The organism is Methylobacterium sp. 092160098-2, assembly GCF_028920805.1.
GTDB lineage: Bacteria > Pseudomonadota > Alphaproteobacteria > Rhizobiales > Beijerinckiaceae > Methylobacterium > Methylobacterium fujisawaense.
Genome location: NZ_JAQPZJ010000001.1, coordinates 2,751,028 through 2,769,614 on the forward strand (window position 1 = coordinate 2,751,028; position 18,587 = coordinate 2,769,614).

Genomic DNA, 18,587 nt, shown 5'->3' on the forward strand with positions numbered 1-18,587 from the left:
CAAGGAGCGGATCATGAACCAAGAGGTCATGAACCTTTTCAACCAGCAGGCCACGCCGGTCAGCTTCGATCAGATCAAGATCTCGATCTCGTCCCCGGAGAAGATCCTCTCCTGGTCGTACGGCGAGATCAAGAAGCCCGAGACCATCAACTACCGGACCTTCAAGCCCGAGCGCGACGGCCTGTTCTGCGCGCGCATCTTCGGGCCGATCAAGGACTACGAGTGCTTGTGCGGCAAGTACAAGCGCATGAAGTACAAGGGCGTCATCTGTGAGAAGTGCGGCGTCGAGGTCACCCTCGCGCGCGTCCGGCGCGACCGCATGGGCCATATCGAGCTGGCCGCCCCCGTCGCGCATATCTGGTTCCTGAAGTCGCTGCCCTCGCGCATCGGCCTGCTGCTCGACATGGCCCTTAAGGACCTCGAGCGGATCCTGTACTTCGAGTCCTACTGCGTCATCGAGCCGGGCCTCACCCCCCTGAAGGAGCGTCAGCTCCTGTCGGAGGAGGAGTACCTGCGCGCCCAGGAGGAGTACGGCGAGGACTCGTTCACCGCCATGATCGGCGCCGAGGCCATCCGGCGCATCCTGCAGGAACTCGACCTCGACAAGATCGCCAACGATCTGCGCGAGGAGATCGCGGTCACGACGTCGGAGCTGAAGCCCAAGAAGCTCCTGAAGCGGCTCAAGATCATCGAGGCCTTCCAGATGTCCGGCAACAAGCCGGAATGGATGATCCTCACGGTCGTCCCGGTGATCCCGCCGGACCTGCGCCCGCTGGTCCCGCTGGACGGCGGCCGCTTCGCGACCTCCGACCTCAACGACCTGTACCGCCGCGTCATCAACCGCAACAACCGCCTGAAGCGGCTGATCGAGCTGCGCGCGCCCGACATCATCATCCGCAACGAGAAGCGGATGCTGCAGGAGGCGGTCGACGCCCTGTTCGACAACGGCCGCCGCGGCCGCGTCATCACGGGCGCCAACAAGCGTCCGCTGAAGTCGCTCGCCGATATGCTGAAGGGCAAGCAGGGCCGGTTCCGCCAGAACCTGCTCGGCAAGCGCGTCGATTATTCGGGCCGCTCGGTCATCGTGGTCGGCCCGGAGCTGAAGCTGCACCAGTGCGGCCTGCCCAAGAAGATGGCGCTGGAGCTGTTCAAGCCGTTCATCTACGCGCGCCTCGACGCCAAGGGCTTCTCGGCCACCGTCAAGCAGGCCAAGAAGCTGGTCGAAAAGGAGAAGCCGGAGGTCTGGGACATCCTCGATGAGGTGATCCGCGAGCACCCGGTGATGCTGAACCGCGCGCCGACGCTGCACCGCCTCGGCATCCAGGCCTTCGAGCCGAAGCTGATCGAGGGCAAGGCGATCCAGCTGCACCCGCTGGTCTGCGCCGCGTTCAACGCCGACTTCGACGGCGACCAGATGGCCGTGCACGTCCCGCTGTCGCTCGAGGCGCAGCTGGAAGCGCGCGTCCTCATGATGTCGACCAACAACATCCTGCACCCGGCCAACGGTCAGCCGATCATCGTGCCGTCGCAGGACATCGTGCTCGGCCTCTACTACCTGTCGATCGTGGCCGAGGGCATGCCGGGCGAGTTCAAGGCGGACAACGCCAAGAACCCGATGCAGGGCGTCTACGGCGACATGGGCGAGCTGGAGCACGCCCTGGCCGCCAAGGCCGTGTCGCTGCACACCAAGATCAAGTGGCGCTGGACCGGCATCGGCCCGGACAATCAGCCCCTGACCAAGACCTACGAGACCACGCCTGGCCGGGTGATCCTGTCCGGTGCCCTGCCGAAGCACGCCAAGGTGCCCTTCGAGGTCGTCAACAAGTTGATGACCAAGAAGGAGATCTCGGCGATGATCGACACCGTCTACCGCCACTGCGGTCAGAAGGAGTCGGTGATCTTCTGTGACCGGATCATGGCGCTCGGCTTCAACCACGCGTTCAAGGCCGGCATCTCGTTCGGCAAGGACGACATGGTCGTGCCGGAGAACAAGTGGTCGATCGTCGACACGACCCGCGCGCTCGTGAAGGATTACGAGCAGCAGTACAACGACGGCCTGATCACGCAGGGCGAGAAGTACAACAAGGTGGTGGATGCCTGGGCCAAGTGCTCGGACAAGCTGGCCGCCGAGATGATGGGCCGCATCTCCGCGGTCCAGAAGGACGAGCACGGCGCCGACAAGCAGATCAACTCGATCTACATGATGAGCCACTCCGGCGCCCGTGGTTCGCCCGCCCAGATGAAGCAGCTCGCGGCGATGCGCGGCCTCATGGCCAAGCCGTCGGGCGAGATCATCGAGACCCCGATCATCTCGAACTTCAAGGAAGGCCTGGACGTTCTGGAGTACTTCAACTCCACGCACGGTGCCCGTAAGGGCCTGGCCGACACCGCCCTGAAGACCGCCAACTCCGGCTACCTGACCCGCCGCCTCGTCGACGTGGCGCAGGACGCCGTCATCCGCGAGGTGGATTGCGGCACGACCAACGGCATCAAGATGCGCGCCATCGTGGATGCCGGTCAGGTCGTGGCGACGCTCGCCACCCGCATCCTGGGCCGCGCCACGGCCGAGGATCTCGTGGCCGCGGACGGCACGGTGATCGTCAAGACCGGCGAGACCATCGAGGAGCGGCACCTGCCGGCGATCAACGCCGCCGGCATCCAGGAGGTGAAGATCCGCTCGGTGCTCGTCTGCGCCACCAAGAGCGGCGTCTGCGCCACCTGCTACGGGCGCGACCTCGCCCGCGGCACGCCCGTCAACATGGGCGAGGCCGTCGGCGTCATCGCGGCGCAGTCGATCGGCGAGCCGGGCACGCAGCTCACGATGCGCACCTTCCACATCGGCGGTGCGGCCCAGATCGCCGACTCGTCCTTCATCGAGTCGAGCTTCGAAGGCACGATCAAGATCCGCAACCGCGCCGTCGCCAAGAACACGGACGGGGACCTGATCGCCACCGGCCGCAACGTGGCGGTCGTGATCGTGGGGTCGGACGGCGTCGAGCGGGCGGTCCACCGCCTGCAATACGGCGCCAAGCTCCGGGTCGACGAGGGTGACAAGATCAAGCGCGGGCAGCGGATCGCCGAGTGGGATCCCTACACCCGTCCGATCCTCACCGAGGTCGACGGCCTCGTGGCCTACGAGGATCTGGTCGACGGCCAGTCCATGACCGAGACCACCGACGAGTCGACCGGCATCGCCAAGCGCGTCGTCGTCGACTGGCGCGGCTCGGCCCGGACCTCGGACCTGAAGCCCGCGATGGTCGTGGTCGATCGGGAGGGCAAGGCGCTCAAGCTGCCGCGCGGCTCGGACGCCCGCTACTTCCTGCCGGTCGATGCCATCATCGGCTTCGATCCGGGCGCGACGGTCAAGGCCGGCGACATCCTGGCCCGCGTCTCGACCGACTCGGCCAAGACCCGCGACATCACCGGCGGTCTGCCGCGGGTGGCGGAGCTGTTCGAGGCACGGCGCCCGAAGGACGCGGCGATCATCGCCGAGAAGTCGGGCACCATCGCGTTCGGCCGCGACTACAAGAACAAGCGTCGGCTCACGCTGACGCCGCATGACGGCTCGGAGGCGGTCGAGTACCTGATCCCGAAGGGCAAGCACATCCACCTGCAGGACGGGGACGTGGTGGAGCTCGGCGACTACATCGTCGACGGAAACCCGGCTCCGCACGACATCCTGGCGATCAAGGGCGTCGAGGAACTCGCCGCCTACCTCGTCAACGAGATCCAGGAGGTCTACCGGCTGCAGGGCGTGTCGATCAACGACAAGCACATCGAGGTGATCGTCCGTCAGATGCTGCAGAAGGTCGAGGTGACCGATGGCGGCGACTCGGACATCCTCTCGGGCGACCAGATCGACCGGACGGAGCTGACCGAGTTCAACGAGAAGCTGCTCGCCGAAGGCAAGAAGCCGATCCAGGGCGTTCCGGTCCTGCTCGGCATCACCAAGGCGTCGCTGCAGACGAAGTCGTTCATCTCGGCGGCCTCGTTCCAGGAGACCACCCGCGTCCTCACCGAGGCGGCGGTCAACGGCAAGGTCGACACCCTGGAAGGCCTGAAGGAGAACGTGATCGTCGGATCGCTGATCCCGGCCGGCACCGGGTCGATGGTGGCGGACATCCGCTCCATCGCCCGCCGCCGCGACGCGATGATCCTCCAGCAGAAGCAGACCGAGAGCGGCGCGATGCCGGTCGAGGAGCTTCCGCCCGCCGCCGAATAAGGCGACAGGCAGGATTGAGAGAGACAAGGGCGGCCTTCGGGCCGCCCTTTTTCGTGGTTGCTCTCCAAACCGGGACGCCTGCACGGTGGCCGACTTAACCGAGGCTCAACCATGCCGCGCGATAAATCCTGAGCGGCCCCAGAAACACCCTGGAAACGGGGAGGATCGGGCCGGTTCGGGTGCGTGAGTGCGGGTCTGGCGTCGTGGGCACGAGACGAGGACGGGAATCGAGCCTGCGCTGGCTCTCGGCGGCGATGACGCCCTGGATGGTCGGGCTCGGCTTGCTGGTGTCGTTCACGGCCGATGCCGGCACGGAGAACGCCATCGGGGCGAGCCGGCTCGGGGTGATCGATGCCGAGACCGTTCCGCCCCTGCCGCCCGGCACCCTGCTGATCGGATCCGCCCTACGCCGCCTCGGTGACGAGCCGCCCCAGACGGTGTTCAAGACCGGTGCGCACGTCTTCCCGGTTGTGCAGCGGGGCGGCAAGGGCAACCCCGCCCGGCCGCCGGCCGAGAGCTTCGCCCGCCGGGCCGCCAACCTGCGGGAGCCCGGCGGCGCCCTGGTGTTCGGCGACGTCACCGGCAGCGTCACCGGCGTGCTGACGCAGGGGGCTGCGGTCTGGGATCCGGATTCCGAGCCGGAGGCCGGTTTCGTCCCCGTGCCCGATCTCGGCCTGACCACCGGCGCCGGCACGGCCGCCTCCACGGGCGAAGGCACGGCCGACCTCACCGCGGATGGCGGGCCCGAGCGCTTCGACGGCTCGACCCCGCCGGTGCCCCGTGCCATCGCCCTCTCGTCCACCACGCCGGCGCCCGCGGACGCCATCCCCGTGGAGATCGCCGCGGCGAGTCTCGCGCTCCCCGATTTCGCGATCCGCACGGAGCGCCCGGACAGCGCCCAGCCGGTGCCCGAGGATGCGCGCCGGCGCTACGCCGACCTGATCGACCCGAACGCCCTCGACAAGGAGCAGCGCTGCCTCTCCGAGGCGGTCTATTTCGAGGCCCGGAGCGAGCCGGAGGCCGGCCAGGCCGCCGTCGCCCAGGTGGTGCTCAACCGCGTGAAGAGCGGCCTCTACCCGGCGAGCGTCTGCGGCGTCGTCTACCAGAACCGGCACCACTACATGGGCTGCCAGTTCTCCTTCGCCTGCGAGGGCAAGTCCCTGCGCATCACCGATGCGGGCGCCTGGGAATCGGCGACCCGCATCGCCCGCTCGGTGATCGAGGGCCGGACCTACCTTGCCGAGGTCGGCGCCGCGACCCACTACCACGCCGACTACGTCCGTCCGGGCTGGGCGCGCCGCCTGCGCAAGATGGACGTGATCGGCCGGCACATCTTCTACCAGCTCCGGGCGGGTCAGACCTGAGGCGGCTCTGGCCTGACTTCGTAAGAGAGACTGTGGAAAATTCGAACAATGCTACCTAGGTAGGCGACGACTAAGCAGTCGAAACCAAGGGTTAATTTTACCTTCGTTCCCGATAATGCTTGCGCGCCGGGCAACGAGTCTGGCCTCTGGTACGTCGAGACGAGCGCCGCTTGCGCGCCGCTTCTCGTTGTAATGCGTATCAGAGGACTTCCATGACCGCGCCGGTCGCTCGCACTGCTCTCCTGGCCGCCGCCCTCGGCGGCGTTCTCCTTGCCGCACCCGCCCAGGCCGGCGGCTGTTACGGCTCCGAATGCTACCGCCACGTCGTCACGCCGCCGGTCTACGACACCGTGCAGGAGAACGTGCTGGTCCGTCCGCCCCGCACGGTCTACCGGACCACGCCGCCGGTCTACGATACGGTGTCCGAGCGCGTGATGGTCTCGCCGGGTGGCCGCTACTGGCAGACGAGCCGCGGTCCCGGCGGTGAGCTGATTGGCTGCTGGGTCACCACGCCGCCGCGCTTCGCCGTGCGCACGCGGACCGTGCTGGTCCGTCCGGCGCAATCGATCCCCGAGACGATCCCGCCGGAATACGCCAGCGTCAGCCGCCGGGTTCTCGTGGCGCCCGCCCGGGCCGGCTGGGTGCCGGTCGGCGGCGGCTACGGTTACCGGCCGGCCTCTTACGGTGGCCCGCTGGTCGGCTCGATCCCGGACGCCGTCGGCATCACGGGGGCCAGTTCTTCGGATATCGGCGTCGGGCTCGGCTTCTACACGGGCAGCCGGTACGAGGGGTACTGATCCGGCCGCGAAGGCTTGATTCCGGACGTCCCGGCGACACCTCACCGCGCAACACGGGAGGTGACGATGGGGACGTTCAAGGCCTGGGTGGTCGAGAAGAACGAGGCCGGCCAGAGCCTCGCCTTCAAGGACTTCGACGACGCCGACCTGATGGACGGCGACGTCACCGTGCGGGTGACGCACTCGACCCTGAACTACAAGGATGGCCTCGCCCTCACCGGCACGTCGCCGGTGGTGCGCCGCTTCCCGATGATCCCCGGCATCGATTTCTCGGGGATCGTCGAGACGTCGGACCATCCCGAATACAAGCCGGGCGACGCGGTGGTGCTCACCGGCTGGGGCGTCGGCGAGACGCATCTCGGCGCCTACGCCCAGCGCGCCCGGGTGAAGGGCGACTGGCTGGTGCCGCTACCCCAGGGGCTCACGCCCGAGCAGGCCATGGCGGTGGGCACCGCCGGCTACACGGCGATGCTGTGCTGCATGGCCCTCGAGGCCCACGGCGTGACGCCGGAGCACGGCCCGGTCATCGTCACCGGCGCCTCCGGGGGCGTCGGCTCGGTCGCCGTGGCCCTCCTCGCGCGGGCGGGCTGGCACGTCGTCGCCTCCACGGGCCGGGACGGCGAATCCGACTACCTGAAGGGCCTCGGCGCTGCGGAGATCCTCGACCGGGCCGAGTTGTCGAAGCCCGGCAAGCCGCTCGGCAAGGAGCGCTGGGCCGCGGGGGTCGATGCGGTCGGCTCCACGACGCTCGCCAACGTGCTGGCCATGACTAAGGCGGACGGCGCCGTCGCCGCCTGCGGGTTGGCGCAGGGCATGGATCTGCCGACCTCGGTGGCGCCGTTCATCCTCCGCGGCGTCTCGCTGCTCGGCATCAACAGCGTCACCACCCCACAGCCGAAGCGTCGCGAGGCCTGGGCGCGGCTCGCCCGGGATCTCGATCTGGGCAAGCTCGCCGCCATGACGAGCCGTGTTCCCCTGGAGGAAGTCGGCCGGCTCGGCGCTGAGATCCTGGCCGGGAAGGTGCGCGGGCGGATCGTGGTGGAGGTGGATCGGGCGGGCGGTCCTCGCTGATCCTCGGGGGTTTCGGCCAATCCGTCCCGGCACCGGGCTGGACCGGAATTTTGCCGCGGCCCCGGAACCTTTGCCGTGCATCGCGTGTTGATGTTTTCATGAGCGTTGCATTCGTCAAAGAGCCCGAGGGTGGAGAAGCGTTCGAGAATCTGCCGGATCGGCCGATCTCGCCGCACACGAATTTCGTGACGCCGGAAGGCCTCGCGCAGATCGAGGCCGAAGTCGCCCGCCTGGAGAAGGAAGTCGCCTCGCTGGACCCTGCCGACAAGGCGGAGGATTCCCGCATCGGGCGCGATCTTCGCTACTGGGCGGCCCGGAAGAACACCGCGCAGCTCGTCGAGCCCAAGGCCGGCGACACGGTTCAGTTCGGCTCCACCGTCACGGTGATCCGGGAGGACGAGTCCGGCAAGGAGACCCGCCAGACGTTCCGGATCGTCGGCGAGGACGAAGCCGATCCGCACAAGGGTTCGATCTCCTACGTGGCGCCGCTCGCCCGGGCGATCACCGGCAAGACGATCGGTGACGTGGTCGAGGTGAACGGCAACGAGGTCGAGGTGGCGGAGATCCGCTGAGCCGGTTCAGCGGCCTTCGAAGCGCGGTCGCAGGGGCAACAGCGCCTCGGCGATATGTTCCATGAAGACCCGGACCCGTGCCGCGTGGCGCAGGTCCGGATGCGTCAGGATCCAGAGATCCGCCCCCAGCTCCGGATGCGGCCCGGACAGGCGTTGCAGTGCCGGATTGACGTCGGCGGTGAAGCAGGGGAGCGGGCCGATCCCCAGGCCGGCCTGCACGGCCGCCTCCAGGCCGATCACCGCGTTGAGCCGGAGGCGGATGTGGTCGGGCGGCACACGCGCCTCCACGAAGCGCATGAACGAGCCCCCTGCCACCAGCGGTCCCGGACTGATCCACGCCTCCCGGGCGAGATCGCCATAGGCGCGGTCGGCCCGGCCGTAGACCCCCCACGCCGTGACTGCGAGACGCCGCCCGACCAGAGTCTCGCTCGGCTCGCGGCTGATCCGGATCGCGACGTCGGCATCCCGGCGCGACAGGTTGAGCGTCGCCTCGGCGAGGATCAACTCGATCCGGATGTCGGGGTACCGCTCCGTGAAGCTCGCGAGCATCGGCATCAGCAGCTCTGCGGCGAAGCCGGCCGGTGCGGTCACCCGCAATTCGCCGGACGGGGTTTCGCCCTGTCCGGCGACCACGCGGGTGAACCGCGCCACGTCCGCCTCGATCCGCGCGGCCGCCGCGATCATCGCCTGTCCGGCAGGGGTCGGCACGTAGCCCGTGCGCAGCCGCTCGAACAGGCGCGTATCGAGCTTCGCCTCCAGGGCCGCGAGGCGTCGAAACGCCGTCGAGTGGTTGATGCCGAGGTCCGCCGCCGCCGCGGTCAGGCCGCCGCGGTCGGCCACGGCCTTTGCGAACCGAAACTCGTCCCAGTCGAGCGCCACACCCGGGTCCTTGCGTCTGCGCAAGATCACTCTTGCATGGTGGGGCATTCTTGCAAGGCGCCAAATGCGCGATGGAGGGGCACGACGCTGGCCGACGATTCGGCCGCCCGACACACAGGAGAGACCCGTCCATGGCCAAGGTTCTGGTGCTGTACTACTCGACCTACGGTCACGTCGAGCAGATGGCCTACGCGGTCGCCGAGGGGGCCCGCGAGACCGGGGCCGAGGTCGTCGTGAAGCGCGTGCCGGAGCTGGTCCCGGAGGAGGTCGCCCGGCAGAGCCATTTCAAGCTCGATCAGGCGGCCCCGATCGCCACCGTGGACGAACTGGCGCAGTACGACGCCATCATCTTCGGCACGCCGACCCGCTACGGCAACATGGCGTCGCAGATGAAGCAGTTCATCGACCAAACCGGCGGTCTCTGGATGAAGGGCGCGCTGGTCGGCAAGGTCGGCTCCGTCTTCACATCGACGGCCTCGCAGCATGGCGGCCAGGAGACGACGCTGACGAGCTTCCACACGGTGCTGTTCCACCACGGCATGGTGGTGGTCGGCCTGCCCTACAGCTTCCAGGGCCAGGGCGGTGTCGAGGCGGTCAAGGGCGGAACACCCTACGGGGCCAGCACGATCGCGGATGGTGACGGATCCCGCCAGCCGAGCGCCGTGGAACTGGAGGGGGCCCGCTTCCAGGGTCGCCATGTTGCCGGCATTGCCGCCAAGCTGGCCCGAGACTGAGAAGGCAAGAAAAAAGGCTCGGATTGCTCCGAGCCTGAAAGGAAAAAGGCCATTGGGGGCTGAGAAGGCCTTCGTGATCAATAAACGGATCAGGCCGACATCTGTTCCGCTGCCGGCAAAAATTTCTGCGCAGTCAGCGGGGCGCGGCGGCCCGGGCGAGGCGGTCGCGGATCGCCTCGCCGAGGCCGTCTTCCGGAATCGGCACCACCGCGATGGTGCCGGCCCCTGAGGCATCGAGGTCGCGCAGGGCGCCGAACAGGCGGGCCGCGGCCTCCGCGGGATCGCCCGACGGGCTCAGGTTGAGGCTGGCCCGCGCGGTTTCGTGACCGGCCGGGCGCCCGGCGCCGAACAGCAGCACCGCCTCGCCGGGCTCGATCCGCACCGCATCCAGGCGGACCCGCGCCCGGGGCGCGTAATGCGAGGCGAGCATGCCGGGGCCCGCCGGCCGGTCGGCGTCGGCCGCCTCCGGAGATGCCGGATCGAGGCCGAGCACGTCCCGGAGCGCCGCCCGCGTGATGCCGCCCGGCCGCAGCAGCCGCGGCGCGCCGCCGAGGCAAGCCACCACCGTCGACTCGACGCCCACCATCGTGTCGCCACCGTCGAGCACCGCGGCGATCCGGCCAGCGAGATCGTCGAGGACATGGGCGGCCCGGGTCGGGCTCACGCGCCCGGAGCGGTTGGCCGAGGGCGCCGCCACCGGACGGCCGACTTCCGCGAGGAGCGCCTGGGCGAGCGGGTGCGCCGGCACCCGCAGGGCGAGGCTCGGCAGGCCGGCGCGGGCGAGGTCGCAGACCCGCGTGCTCGGATGAGCCGGGACGACCAGGGTCAGGGGACCCGGCCAGAAGGACGCGGCGAGGCGGCGGGCCTGCGCGTCGAAGACCCCCTCCGCCAGGGCCGCGTCCGCATCAGCCAGATGCGAGATCAGCGGGTTGAAGCGCGGCCGATCCTTGGCGGCGAAAATGCCCGCCACCGCGGCGGCATCGGTGGCGTCCGCCCCGAGCCCGTAGACCGTCTCGGTGGGGAAGGCGACGAGGCGCCCCGCCCGCAGGAGCGCGGCGGCCTCCGCGATGCCGGCCGCGTCGGGGGGAAGCCGGCGGGTCGCGGTCGGACCCGTTGACCCGGGATCATTCATGCGGGAAGCCGTCTCCGAGGTCATGGCGATGCGAGCCCCGCGCGCCTATCCTCGCCCCGCCCTAGCGCCGGTGCGCGGGCGCGGTCAAACCCGCCCCGGATCGAACGAGCGGGCGGGCCGCAACACGGGAGGATCGTATGAGTTACCGCGCCCCGGTCCCCGAGATGCTCTTCACCCTCCGGCACGTGGCCGGGCTCGATTCCGTCGATCCGGACGACGCCGAGGCGATCCTGAGCGAGGCCGGGCGGATCGCCGCCGGCGTGATCGCGCCGCTCAACCGGGTCGGCGACCGGCACGGCACCCCCTTCGCGGAGGGGCGGGTCACCACGCCGCCCGGCTGGCGCGAGGCCTACCGCACCTTCACGGAGGGCGGCTGGAACGGGCTCTCGGCCGAGGCCGACCATGGCGGCCAGGGCCTTCCGAAGCTGATCGAGGCCGCCTGCACCGAGATGTGGAACGGCGCCAACCTCGCCTTCGGCCTCTGCCCGCTCCTGACCCAGGGCGGCATCGAGGCGCTCGCGGCCCACGGCTCGGACGACCTGAAGGCGCGCTACCTCGAGAAGCTGGTCTCGGGCGAATGGCCCGCCACGATGAACCTGACCGAGCCGCAGGCGGGCTCCGACCTCGCCCTGCTGCGCACCCGGGCCGAACCTGCGGGCGACGGCACCTACCGGATCACCGGGTCCAAGATCTACATCACCTACGGCGAGCACGATCTCGCCGACAACATCGTCCACCTCGTCCTGGCCCGGCTGCCCGACGCGCCCGCCGGCACGCGGGGCATCTCCCTGTTCCTGGTGCCGAAGGTGCTGCCGGACGGGACCCGCAACGACCTGCGCTGCTCCGGCATCGAGCACAAGCTCGGCATCCACGCCTCGCCGACCTGCTCCATGGCCTTCGGCGACGATGGCGGCGCCACCGGCTGGCTGATCGGCCAGGAGAACAAGGGCCTCGCCTGCATGTTCACGATGATGAACGCGGCGCGGCTCAACGTCGGCCTGCAGGGCGTCGGCGTGGCCGAGGCCGCGACCCAGCGGGCGCTCGCCTACGCGCAAGAGCGGCGCCAGGGTAAGGCCATCGGGGCCGACGAGGCGACGAGCCCGATCGTGGCGCATCCGGACGTGCAGCGGATGCTGCTGACCATGAAGGCGTACACGGCCGCGGCACGCGCCATCTGCTACCTCACCGCCGCCGCCCTCGACGCGTCGAAGGGCCCCGAGGGGCAACCCGCCCTGGACCGCGCCTCGCTTCTGACGCCGGTGGCGAAGGCCTTCGCGACGGACCTCGCCAACGAGGTGACCTCGCTCGGCGTGCAGGTCCATGGCGGCATGGGCTTCGTCGAGGAGACCGGGGCGGCGCAGCTCATGCGCGACGCCCGCATCCTCGGCATCTACGAGGGCACCAACGGCATCCAGGCGATCGACCTCACCGCCCGCAAGCTGCCGCTGAACGGCGGCGCCACGGCCCGGTCGCAGATCGCCTGGATGCGCCGGGCGGCCGAGGGCCTGCTCAAGGCCGGCGATCCCGCCTTCGGCCACATGGCGGCACGGCTGCGCGACGGGATCGGCAGCCTCGACCGGGCCACGAGCCACCAGCTCGCCGCGCTGAGCTCCAACCGCCCCGAGGCGGCGCTGGCGGGCGCGACGCCGTATCTGCGCCTGTTCGGCCTGGCGCTCGGGGGCGCCTGCCTCGCCCGCAGCGCGCTCGCCGCCAGCGCCGCCCTGAAGGCCGGCGAGACCGATCCGGCGCAGGCCGCCCGCATCGCGCTCGCCCGGTTCTACGCCGAGAACCTGCTCACCGCGGCCGGCGGCCTGGAGCAGACCGTCGTGGCGGGCGGCGCCTTCACGGACGACGCCACCCTGGCGCTGGCGGTTTGAGGAGCGGATTATGGCCGAACCCGTCGCGATCGACGACCTCTCGGGCGGCGTCCGCCTGATCACCCTGAACCGCCCGGAGAAGAAGAACGCGCTCACCGGCGCCATGCACGACGCGATGCGTGCAGCTCTGGTCGAGGCCGACGCCTCGGACCGGATCGGCGCCGTGGTCTTCGCCGGGCAGCCCGGCATGTTCAGCGCCGGCAACGATCTCGCCGACTTCATGGGCCAGTCCTCCGGGGATCGTGCCGGGGACGGGTTCAGCGCCTCGCCGGCGCTGGCCTTCATCCGCCAGCTCGCCCGCACCCGAACCCCGATGGTGGCGGCGGTCGACGGGATCGCGGTGGGCATCGGCGCGACGCTCTGCCTGCATTGCGACCTCGTCTATGCGAGCCCGGCGGCGCGGCTGCGCATGCCCTTCGTCGAACTTGGCCTCGTGCCGGAGGCGGCCTCGAGCTACCTGCTGCCCCTGCGGGTCGGGCGCCTCCGGGCGACCGAGCTGCTGCTCCTGTCCCGGCCGCTCGAGGCCGACGAGGCGCAGGCGCTCGGCCTCGTCAACGCGGTGCTGCCGGCCGACATGCTGGTGGAGCAGGCGGTCGCGCAGGCGGCGCGCCTCGCCGCCCTGCCCCGCGGGGCGCTGGCGGCAACCCGGGCACTGATCCGGGGTGATCAGGCGCAGGTCGAGGCCGCCCTCGAAGCGGAGGCCAAGGCCTTCGACGCGCAGCTGCGCTCGCCCGAATCCCAGGAGCGGCTCGCCGCCTTCCTCAACCGCACCAAGCCCGTCTCGGCGTGAGCCCGCCCGACCTCTCCCGGAAGATCTGCCTCGTGGCGGGTGCGTCGCGGGGCGTCGGCCGGGGGCTCGCCCGCGCGCTGGGAGAGGCCGGGGCCACGGTGATCGTCACGGCGCGCTCCAGCGAGACCGGCCCGCGCACCGAGATGCGCCCGGAGGCGATCGAGGACACCGCCCGCATGGTCGACGCGGCCGGCGGGCGGGGTCACCATTACCTCTGCGACCACCGCTCCGAGCGCGCCACCGACGCGCTGGTCCACTGGACCCTGCGCCGGTTCGGTCGGATCGACGTCGTGGCCTGCAGCGTGTGGAGCGGCAACGAGGGCTATGACGGCGAGCGCTACCCGGACGGGGCCGGATGGGGCACGCCGTTCTGGCGCCGCTCGGCCGAGCCGTATCTCGGGCTGCTCGAAGCCGGGCCGCTGCCGGCCCTGCTGCTCGCCCGCGCGGTCGCCCCCGCCCTGGTGGCGGCGCGGACCGGGCTTCTGGCGCTCGTCTCCTTCGGGACCGAGGATTACCTCGGTGACGTGTTCTACGATTCCGCCAAGGCCGCCACCAACCGGCTGACCCTGGCCTTCGCCCGCGAACTCGCGCCCCACGGCGTCACCGCCCTCGGCCTCTCACCGGGCTTCGTCGCCACCGAGCGGGCGCGCGATCTCGGCCAGGAGGTGCACGCCACCGAGAGCCCGCTCTATGCCGGCCGGGCGCTGGCGGCGCTGGCGGCAGATCCGGATATCGCCGCCCGGGCCGGTGCGGTGCTGCATGCCGGCGACCTCGCCCGGATCTACGGCTTCACGGACGCCGACGGAACGCAGCCGGAGCGGTTCCGGGTCGGGCCGTGACGGGCCCTTGTCGGGCGTGTCGTGGAACCGGCGCACGCTCCGGACAGACGGGCCAAACGAGCCTCAACGCTCCCCGGCGGGGCGATTTTCGGCGTTCGGTCCGGCGTCCTGTCGGGATTGGCGGTGCCGATTGCTGCGGGAGCGAAAAACGGCCTTAATTGACCCGCAGGTCAGAGGGCGATCCTGCACCCGGTTCCGTCTGGAGCCGGCGGGGCCGGGTATGTGTGGACGAGGGAAACTGGCATGTCGGAAGCGAACACGGCCCCGCGCGTGCTGATGGTGTTCCCGAAGTTCTACGAAAACTCCATGTGGAACTTCAAAGAGGCCATGGAGCTGCAGGGCGCCCGCGCGCCCGCGCCGCCGCTCGGCCTCATCACGCTGGCCGCGATGCTGCCGCCGGCCTGGCAGGTGTCGCTCGTCAATCGCAATTGCGAGGAGCTGACCGACGAGCAGATCCGCGCCGCCGACCTCGTGATGACCGGCGGCATGCTCCCCCAGGAGCCGGATTGCCTCGTGGTCATCGACCGCTGCGTGGCGCTCGGCACCCCGGTCTGCGTGGGCGGCCCCGCGCCGACCTCGACGCCCGAGGTCTACGACAAGGCCGACTTCCTGGTGCTGGGCGAGGCCGAGGGCATCCTCGACAAGTTCGTGGCCGCCTGGGAGGCCGGCGAGCGCCGCGGCCGGCTCACGGCCGAGAAGTTCAAGGCCGACGTCACCACGAGCCCGATCCCGCGCTTCGACCTGCTGACCTTCAGCCACTACCTCTACATCGGCGTCCAGTTCTCCCGCGGCTGCCCGTTCACCTGCGAGTTCTGCGACATCATCGAGCTCTACGGCCGCGCCCCGCGGACCAAGACCACGCCGCAGATGCTGGCGGAGCTCGACCGGCTCTACGGCCTCGGCTACCGCGGCCATGTCGATTTCGTCGACGACAACCTGATCGGCAACAAGAAGGCCATCAAGCTGTTCCTGCCGCACCTGATCAAGTGGCAGGAGGATCACGGCTACCCGTTCAAGTTCTCCACCGAGGCCTCGCTGAACCTCGCGGACGACGACGAGCTGCTCGGGATGATGCGGGACGCGAACTTCTTCGCCCTGTTCACCGGGATCGAGACGCCCGACGAGGCGACGCTGATCCAGACGCAGAAGAAGCAGAACACCAAGCGTTCGATCGCCGACAGCGTGCACAAGCTCTACGAGCACGGCATGTTCGTCACGGCCGGCTTCATCGTCGGCTTCGACACCGAGAAGGACAGCATCAGCAAGGCGATGTCGCTGTGCATCAGCCAGACCGGCATCCCGATCGCCATGGTCGGCCTGCTCTTCGCGCTGCCGAACACGCAGCTCTCGCGCCGCCTGCGCAAGGAGGGCCGCCTCTACGAGAACTACGCGGCGACCACGGCCGACCAGGGCGACCAGTGCACGCAGGGCATCAACTTCGTGACCCTGCGCCCGCAGCGCGACGTGCTGGCCGATTACCGCGACGTCCTCCAGGAGATCTACGACCCGCCGAACTTCTTCGACCGGGTCCGGGTGGTCGCGCGGCAGGTGAAGCGGCCGAAATTCGCCGCCCAGAAGCTGAACTGGCGCCACATCGCCCACGATCTCTATTCGCTGCTGCGCGTGTGCTGGCGGATGACCGTGCGCCGTCCCGAACTCGCCAAGCACTTCTGGAGCGTGTTCCTGGAGACCGCCCGGCGCAATCCGGCCGCCCTGGAGGCGGTGGTCACCAACATGGTGATCTACCTGCACGTCTACCCGTTCTCTCGCTACGTCATCCGCGAGATCAACAGCCGGATCGCGGACCTCGACGCCGGCCGCTGGGTGCAGCCGCCGGTCCTGGCCCCCGAGGCTGAGACCTGCAAGGCGCCGCCCGTGGGTAAGGTTGTGGCGCGGGCCGAGGTGAAGCACCTGGCTGCGGTGGCGTGACGGGGCGTCGGTTCGGTTCATCCGACCCGCGCCCTCGTCCCGAGGTGCCGGAGCGCAGCTTTGGTCTCGAACGAGACCGCCACCGGGCGGCGCGCTTCCGGGAGCCCGCCTTCCAGGCCCGCTTCGCGGTCACCTCAGGATAAGGTCCGCGGATCGGGCCCGTGCGGCGCCCTTGCCGCCGTCCCCCGTAAACCTTAGCTGATCCCGCGCGAGGCCACGTCCTCCCTCCGGTTTACGGGGCACAAGTCCGGGACGGCCCGGCCCTTTCAGGAGGGCCGCCATGGCCTGGATCTCTCTCGTCATCGCGGGCGTCCTCGAGGTCGTATGGGCCTACGCGATGAAGCAGTCGGACGGCTTCACGCGCTTGTGGCCGACCGCGATCATGGCCGTGTCGATGGCCGGCAGTGTCGGCTTCCTGGCGCTGGCGATGCGCACGTTGCCCCTGGGAACCGCCTACACGATCTGGACCGGCATCGGCGCGGTCGGCGCCTTCCTGGTCGGCATCGCCGTGCTCGGCGAGCAGGCGAGCGCCAGCCGGATCCTCGCGGCCGGCCTGATCGGATCCGGGCTCGTCCTGATGAAGCTGTCGAGCCCCGGCTGAGCGTCAGGCCGCGCGCACGGTGTGCAGGAAGCCGTCGATCTCCCGCCGCAGCTCGGCGGTCTCTTCCGAGAGGCTTGTCGCCGAGGCGAGCATCCGTGTGGCGGCCGAGCCCGTGTCGTCGGCCGCCCGCGCCACTGCGTCGATCGTCCCGGTGACCGCGCTGGTTCCGGATGCGGCCTCGGCGACGTTCCGGGCGATCTCCCGGGTCGCCGCGCCCTGCTGCTCGACGGCGGCCGCGATCGAGGTCGCCACGCCGTCGATCTCGCGGATGCGGGATGCGATGCCGTCGATGGCGTCCACGGTCTGTCCGGTGGCGCCCTGGATCCGACCGACCTGACCGGCAATCTCCTCGGTGGCCTTGGCGGTCTGGGCGGCGAGCTGCTTCACCTCGCTGGCGACCACCGCGAAGCCGCGTCCCGCATCGCCGGCGCGGGCCGCCTCGATCGTGGCGTTGAGCGCCAGCAGGTTCGTCTGGCCTGCAATGTCGGTGATGAGGCGCACGACATCGCCGATCCGGCCCGCCGCCGTGCTCAAGTCCTGCACGAGGCCGGCGGTGGCGCCGGCCTGGACCACCGCGCTCCGGGCGAGTTCGGCAGACCCGTCCACCTGGCGGCCGATCTCCTGCACCGAGGCGCCGAGTTCCTCCGCGGCCGCCGCGACGGTGCCGACATGCTGGGCGGCCTCCTGCGCGGCCCCCGCCACCGTGGCCGAGCGCTCGGCCGTGTGCGTGGCCGTGCTGGTCATCGCCTCGGCTTCGGCCCGCAGGCCGAGGGCGGCGTCCGCCACCCGCGTCAGCACGCCGCCGACCGCGGCCTCGAAGGACTCGGCCAGGGCGTGAACGGCCCGCCGGCGCTGCGCCTCGGCGCCCTCCCGGGCCTGGGCCGTCTCCCGCTCCAGGGCGCGGGTGTGGATCAGGTTGTCCTTGAAGACCTGTACGGCCGCCGCCATCGCGCCGATCTCGTCGCGGCGCCCGGTGTGCGGGACCAGCACGCTCTCGTCGCCCTGGGCGAGGCGGCCCATCGCCCCGGTCATGCGCTCGATCGGGCGCGCGATCCCGAACAGGGCGAACAGCATCGCGGCGGCGGCGACCACGAGGCCCACCACGGTGGCGGCCATCGCGATCAGCTTGGCGCGCGTCGCCGCCTGCACGGTCACGGCGACATTGGCCGCGGTCTGTGCCCGGGCAGAGGCGATGGACTCGGTCAGGCTCGCCACCGCGGCATCGTTCTGCGCACCCGTCGCGGGGTCCAGCACCAGCGCGAGCGCGCCCGGCTGATCGCCTGCGATCATCAGCTCGACCACCTGTAGCTGCACGTTCTGGTAGGCGTTCCAGGCGGTGGTGAAGCGCTCGTAGATCTCCCGGTCCTGGGAACCCGTCAGGCGCTCCTGGTAAGCCTGACGGAGGCCGGAAAGCTCGCCGAGGGTGTCGGTGAGCGCGGTCTGGTTCTTGTCCAGGGCTGCCGCGTCGGGCGAGGCCACCACCAGCCGGTAGAGCCGCAGGCGGGCGTCCCGCACGGCCGTCCCGATGGCCTCGGCCTGGTTCTGCGTGGGCAGGGCCTGCTGGGAGATCGCCGCGGCGTTGCGCTCGATCTCCGACAGGCTCACGACACTGGCGATTCCCTGGCCGACGGCGGCGAGGGCAAGCAGGCCGATCGCACCGGCGAGAACCGTTTTCAGGGAGAAACGCATGGGAGGTTCCGTCATCGCGGCCATGCCGCGCCTGCAGGTCTCACCATGCTCCCGCAGAGACCTTAATATTTTTCCGGTCCTGGAGCAGACT

Annotated in this window: 14 protein-coding genes; 11 read left to right on the forward strand and 3 right to left on the reverse strand. The window is 70.1% G+C overall.

Annotated elements, in window-relative coordinates; all coding sequences use genetic code 11:
- The first annotated feature begins 13 nt into the window (after positions 1-13).
- From rpoC to greA, 5 genes are all read left to right on the forward strand, one after another.
- Positions 14-4,222 carry a DNA-directed RNA polymerase subunit beta' gene (gene rpoC, locus PQI07_RS12990; RefSeq protein ID WP_043385733.1) on the forward strand — a complete coding sequence of 1,403 codons (4,209 nt, stop codon included), beginning with the start codon at positions 14-16 and terminating at the stop codon, positions 4,220-4,222.
- A 266-nt stretch (positions 4,223-4,488) separates the two neighbouring features.
- Positions 4,489-5,586 carry a cell wall hydrolase gene (locus PQI07_RS12995; RefSeq protein WP_274927713.1) on the forward strand — a complete coding sequence of 366 codons (1,098 nt, stop codon included), beginning with the start codon at positions 4,489-4,491 and terminating at the stop codon, positions 5,584-5,586.
- A gap of 212 nt (positions 5,587-5,798) precedes the next feature.
- On the forward strand, positions 5,799-6,383 hold the full coding sequence (locus PQI07_RS13000) for a hypothetical protein (RefSeq protein WP_043348296.1): 585 nt from the start codon (positions 5,799-5,801) through the stop codon (positions 6,381-6,383).
- 66 nt (positions 6,384-6,449) lie between these two features.
- Positions 6,450-7,454, forward strand: a complete 1,005-nt coding sequence (gene acuI / locus PQI07_RS13005; protein WP_075380841.1) for an acrylyl-CoA reductase (NADPH) — start codon at positions 6,450-6,452, stop codon at positions 7,452-7,454.
- A gap of 98 nt (positions 7,455-7,552) precedes the next feature.
- Positions 7,553-8,026, forward strand: coding sequence for a transcription elongation factor GreA (gene greA, locus PQI07_RS13010; RefSeq protein ID WP_274926751.1), 474 nt, complete (start codon positions 7,553-7,555; stop codon positions 8,024-8,026).
- A gap of 6 nt (positions 8,027-8,032) precedes the next feature.
- On the opposite strand, the gene PQI07_RS13015 is transcribed toward greA, so the two are convergent.
- On the reverse strand, positions 8,033-8,905 hold the full coding sequence (locus PQI07_RS13015) for a LysR family transcriptional regulator (RefSeq protein WP_111473622.1): 873 nt from the start codon (positions 8,903-8,905) through the stop codon (positions 8,033-8,035).
- A gap of 131 nt (positions 8,906-9,036) precedes the next feature.
- On the opposite strand from PQI07_RS13015, the gene wrbA reads away from it, so the two are divergent.
- The gene (gene wrbA, locus PQI07_RS13020; protein ID WP_043348306.1) at positions 9,037-9,639 is read left to right on the forward strand and encodes an NAD(P)H:quinone oxidoreductase; all 603 of its coding nucleotides are present in this window, start codon (positions 9,037-9,039) and stop codon (positions 9,637-9,639) included.
- Between the two features lie 133 nt (positions 9,640-9,772).
- Here the strand turns inward: wrbA and PQI07_RS13025 are convergent, their stop codons facing one another.
- The gene (locus PQI07_RS13025) at positions 9,773-10,771 is read right to left on the reverse strand and encodes an L-threonylcarbamoyladenylate synthase (protein WP_274926752.1); all 999 of its coding nucleotides are present in this window, start codon (positions 10,769-10,771) and stop codon (positions 9,773-9,775) included.
- Between the two features lie 137 nt (positions 10,772-10,908).
- On the opposite strand from PQI07_RS13025, the gene PQI07_RS13030 reads away from it, so the two are divergent.
- The 5 genes from PQI07_RS13030 (at position 10,909) to PQI07_RS13050 (ending at position 16,807) form a co-directional block, all read left to right on the forward strand.
- Complete coding sequence (locus tag PQI07_RS13030) at positions 10,909-12,648, forward strand: acyl-CoA dehydrogenase family protein (protein WP_274926753.1); 1,740 nt, start codon at positions 10,909-10,911, stop codon at positions 12,646-12,648.
- A 10-nt stretch (positions 12,649-12,658) separates the two neighbouring features.
- A complete protein-coding gene (locus tag PQI07_RS13035; protein ID WP_274926754.1) occupies positions 12,659-13,438 on the forward strand; it encodes an enoyl-CoA hydratase-related protein in 780 nt (259 codons plus the stop codon).
- Positions 13,439-13,470: 32 nt separating this feature from the next.
- A complete protein-coding gene (locus tag PQI07_RS13040) occupies positions 13,471-14,277 on the forward strand; it encodes an SDR family NAD(P)-dependent oxidoreductase (RefSeq protein WP_043348313.1) in 807 nt (268 codons plus the stop codon).
- A gap of 243 nt (positions 14,278-14,520) precedes the next feature.
- Positions 14,521-16,206, forward strand: coding sequence for a B12-binding domain-containing radical SAM protein (locus tag PQI07_RS13045; protein WP_043348316.1), 1,686 nt, complete (start codon positions 14,521-14,523; stop codon positions 16,204-16,206).
- Positions 16,207-16,486: 280 nt separating this feature from the next.
- Positions 16,487-16,807, forward strand: coding sequence for a DMT family transporter (locus PQI07_RS13050; RefSeq protein WP_043348319.1), 321 nt, complete (start codon positions 16,487-16,489; stop codon positions 16,805-16,807).
- 3 nt (positions 16,808-16,810) lie between these two features.
- On the opposite strand, the gene PQI07_RS13055 is transcribed toward PQI07_RS13050, so the two are convergent.
- Entirely contained in the window at positions 16,811-18,496 is a 1,686-nt protein-coding gene (locus PQI07_RS13055; RefSeq protein WP_182592799.1) for a methyl-accepting chemotaxis protein, read from the reverse strand.
- Between the last annotated feature and the right edge of the window lie 91 nt (positions 18,497-18,587).

What these genes read in the sequence shown, in the direction of transcription:
- rpoC (WP_043385733.1), top strand. Translation starts at nt 14, where the DNA reads ATGAACCAAGAGGTCATGAACCTTTTCAACCAGCAGGCCACGCCGGTC.
- PQI07_RS12995 (WP_274927713.1), top strand. Translation starts at nt 4,489, where the DNA reads ATGGTCGGGCTCGGCTTGCTGGTGTCGTTCACGGCCGATGCCGGCACG.
- PQI07_RS13000 (WP_043348296.1), top strand. Translation starts at nt 5,799, where the DNA reads ATGACCGCGCCGGTCGCTCGCACTGCTCTCCTGGCCGCCGCCCTCGGC.
- acuI (WP_075380841.1), top strand. Translation starts at nt 6,450, where the DNA reads ATGGGGACGTTCAAGGCCTGGGTGGTCGAGAAGAACGAGGCCGGCCAG.
- greA (WP_274926751.1), top strand. Translation starts at nt 7,553, where the DNA reads ATGAGCGTTGCATTCGTCAAAGAGCCCGAGGGTGGAGAAGCGTTCGAG.
- wrbA (WP_043348306.1), top strand. Translation starts at nt 9,037, where the DNA reads ATGGCCAAGGTTCTGGTGCTGTACTACTCGACCTACGGTCACGTCGAG.
- PQI07_RS13025 (WP_274926752.1), bottom strand. Translation starts at nt 10,771, where the DNA reads ATGAATGATCCCGGGTCAACGGGTCCGACCGCGACCCGCCGGCTTCCC.
- PQI07_RS13030 (WP_274926753.1), top strand. Translation starts at nt 10,909, where the DNA reads ATGAGTTACCGCGCCCCGGTCCCCGAGATGCTCTTCACCCTCCGGCAC.
- PQI07_RS13035 (WP_274926754.1), top strand. Translation starts at nt 12,659, where the DNA reads ATGGCCGAACCCGTCGCGATCGACGACCTCTCGGGCGGCGTCCGCCTG.
- PQI07_RS13045 (WP_043348316.1), top strand. Translation starts at nt 14,521, where the DNA reads ATGTCGGAAGCGAACACGGCCCCGCGCGTGCTGATGGTGTTCCCGAAG.
- PQI07_RS13050 (WP_043348319.1), top strand. Translation starts at nt 16,487, where the DNA reads ATGGCCTGGATCTCTCTCGTCATCGCGGGCGTCCTCGAGGTCGTATGG.
- PQI07_RS13055 (WP_182592799.1), bottom strand. Translation starts at nt 18,496, where the DNA reads ATGCGTTTCTCCCTGAAAACGGTTCTCGCCGGTGCGATCGGCCTGCTT.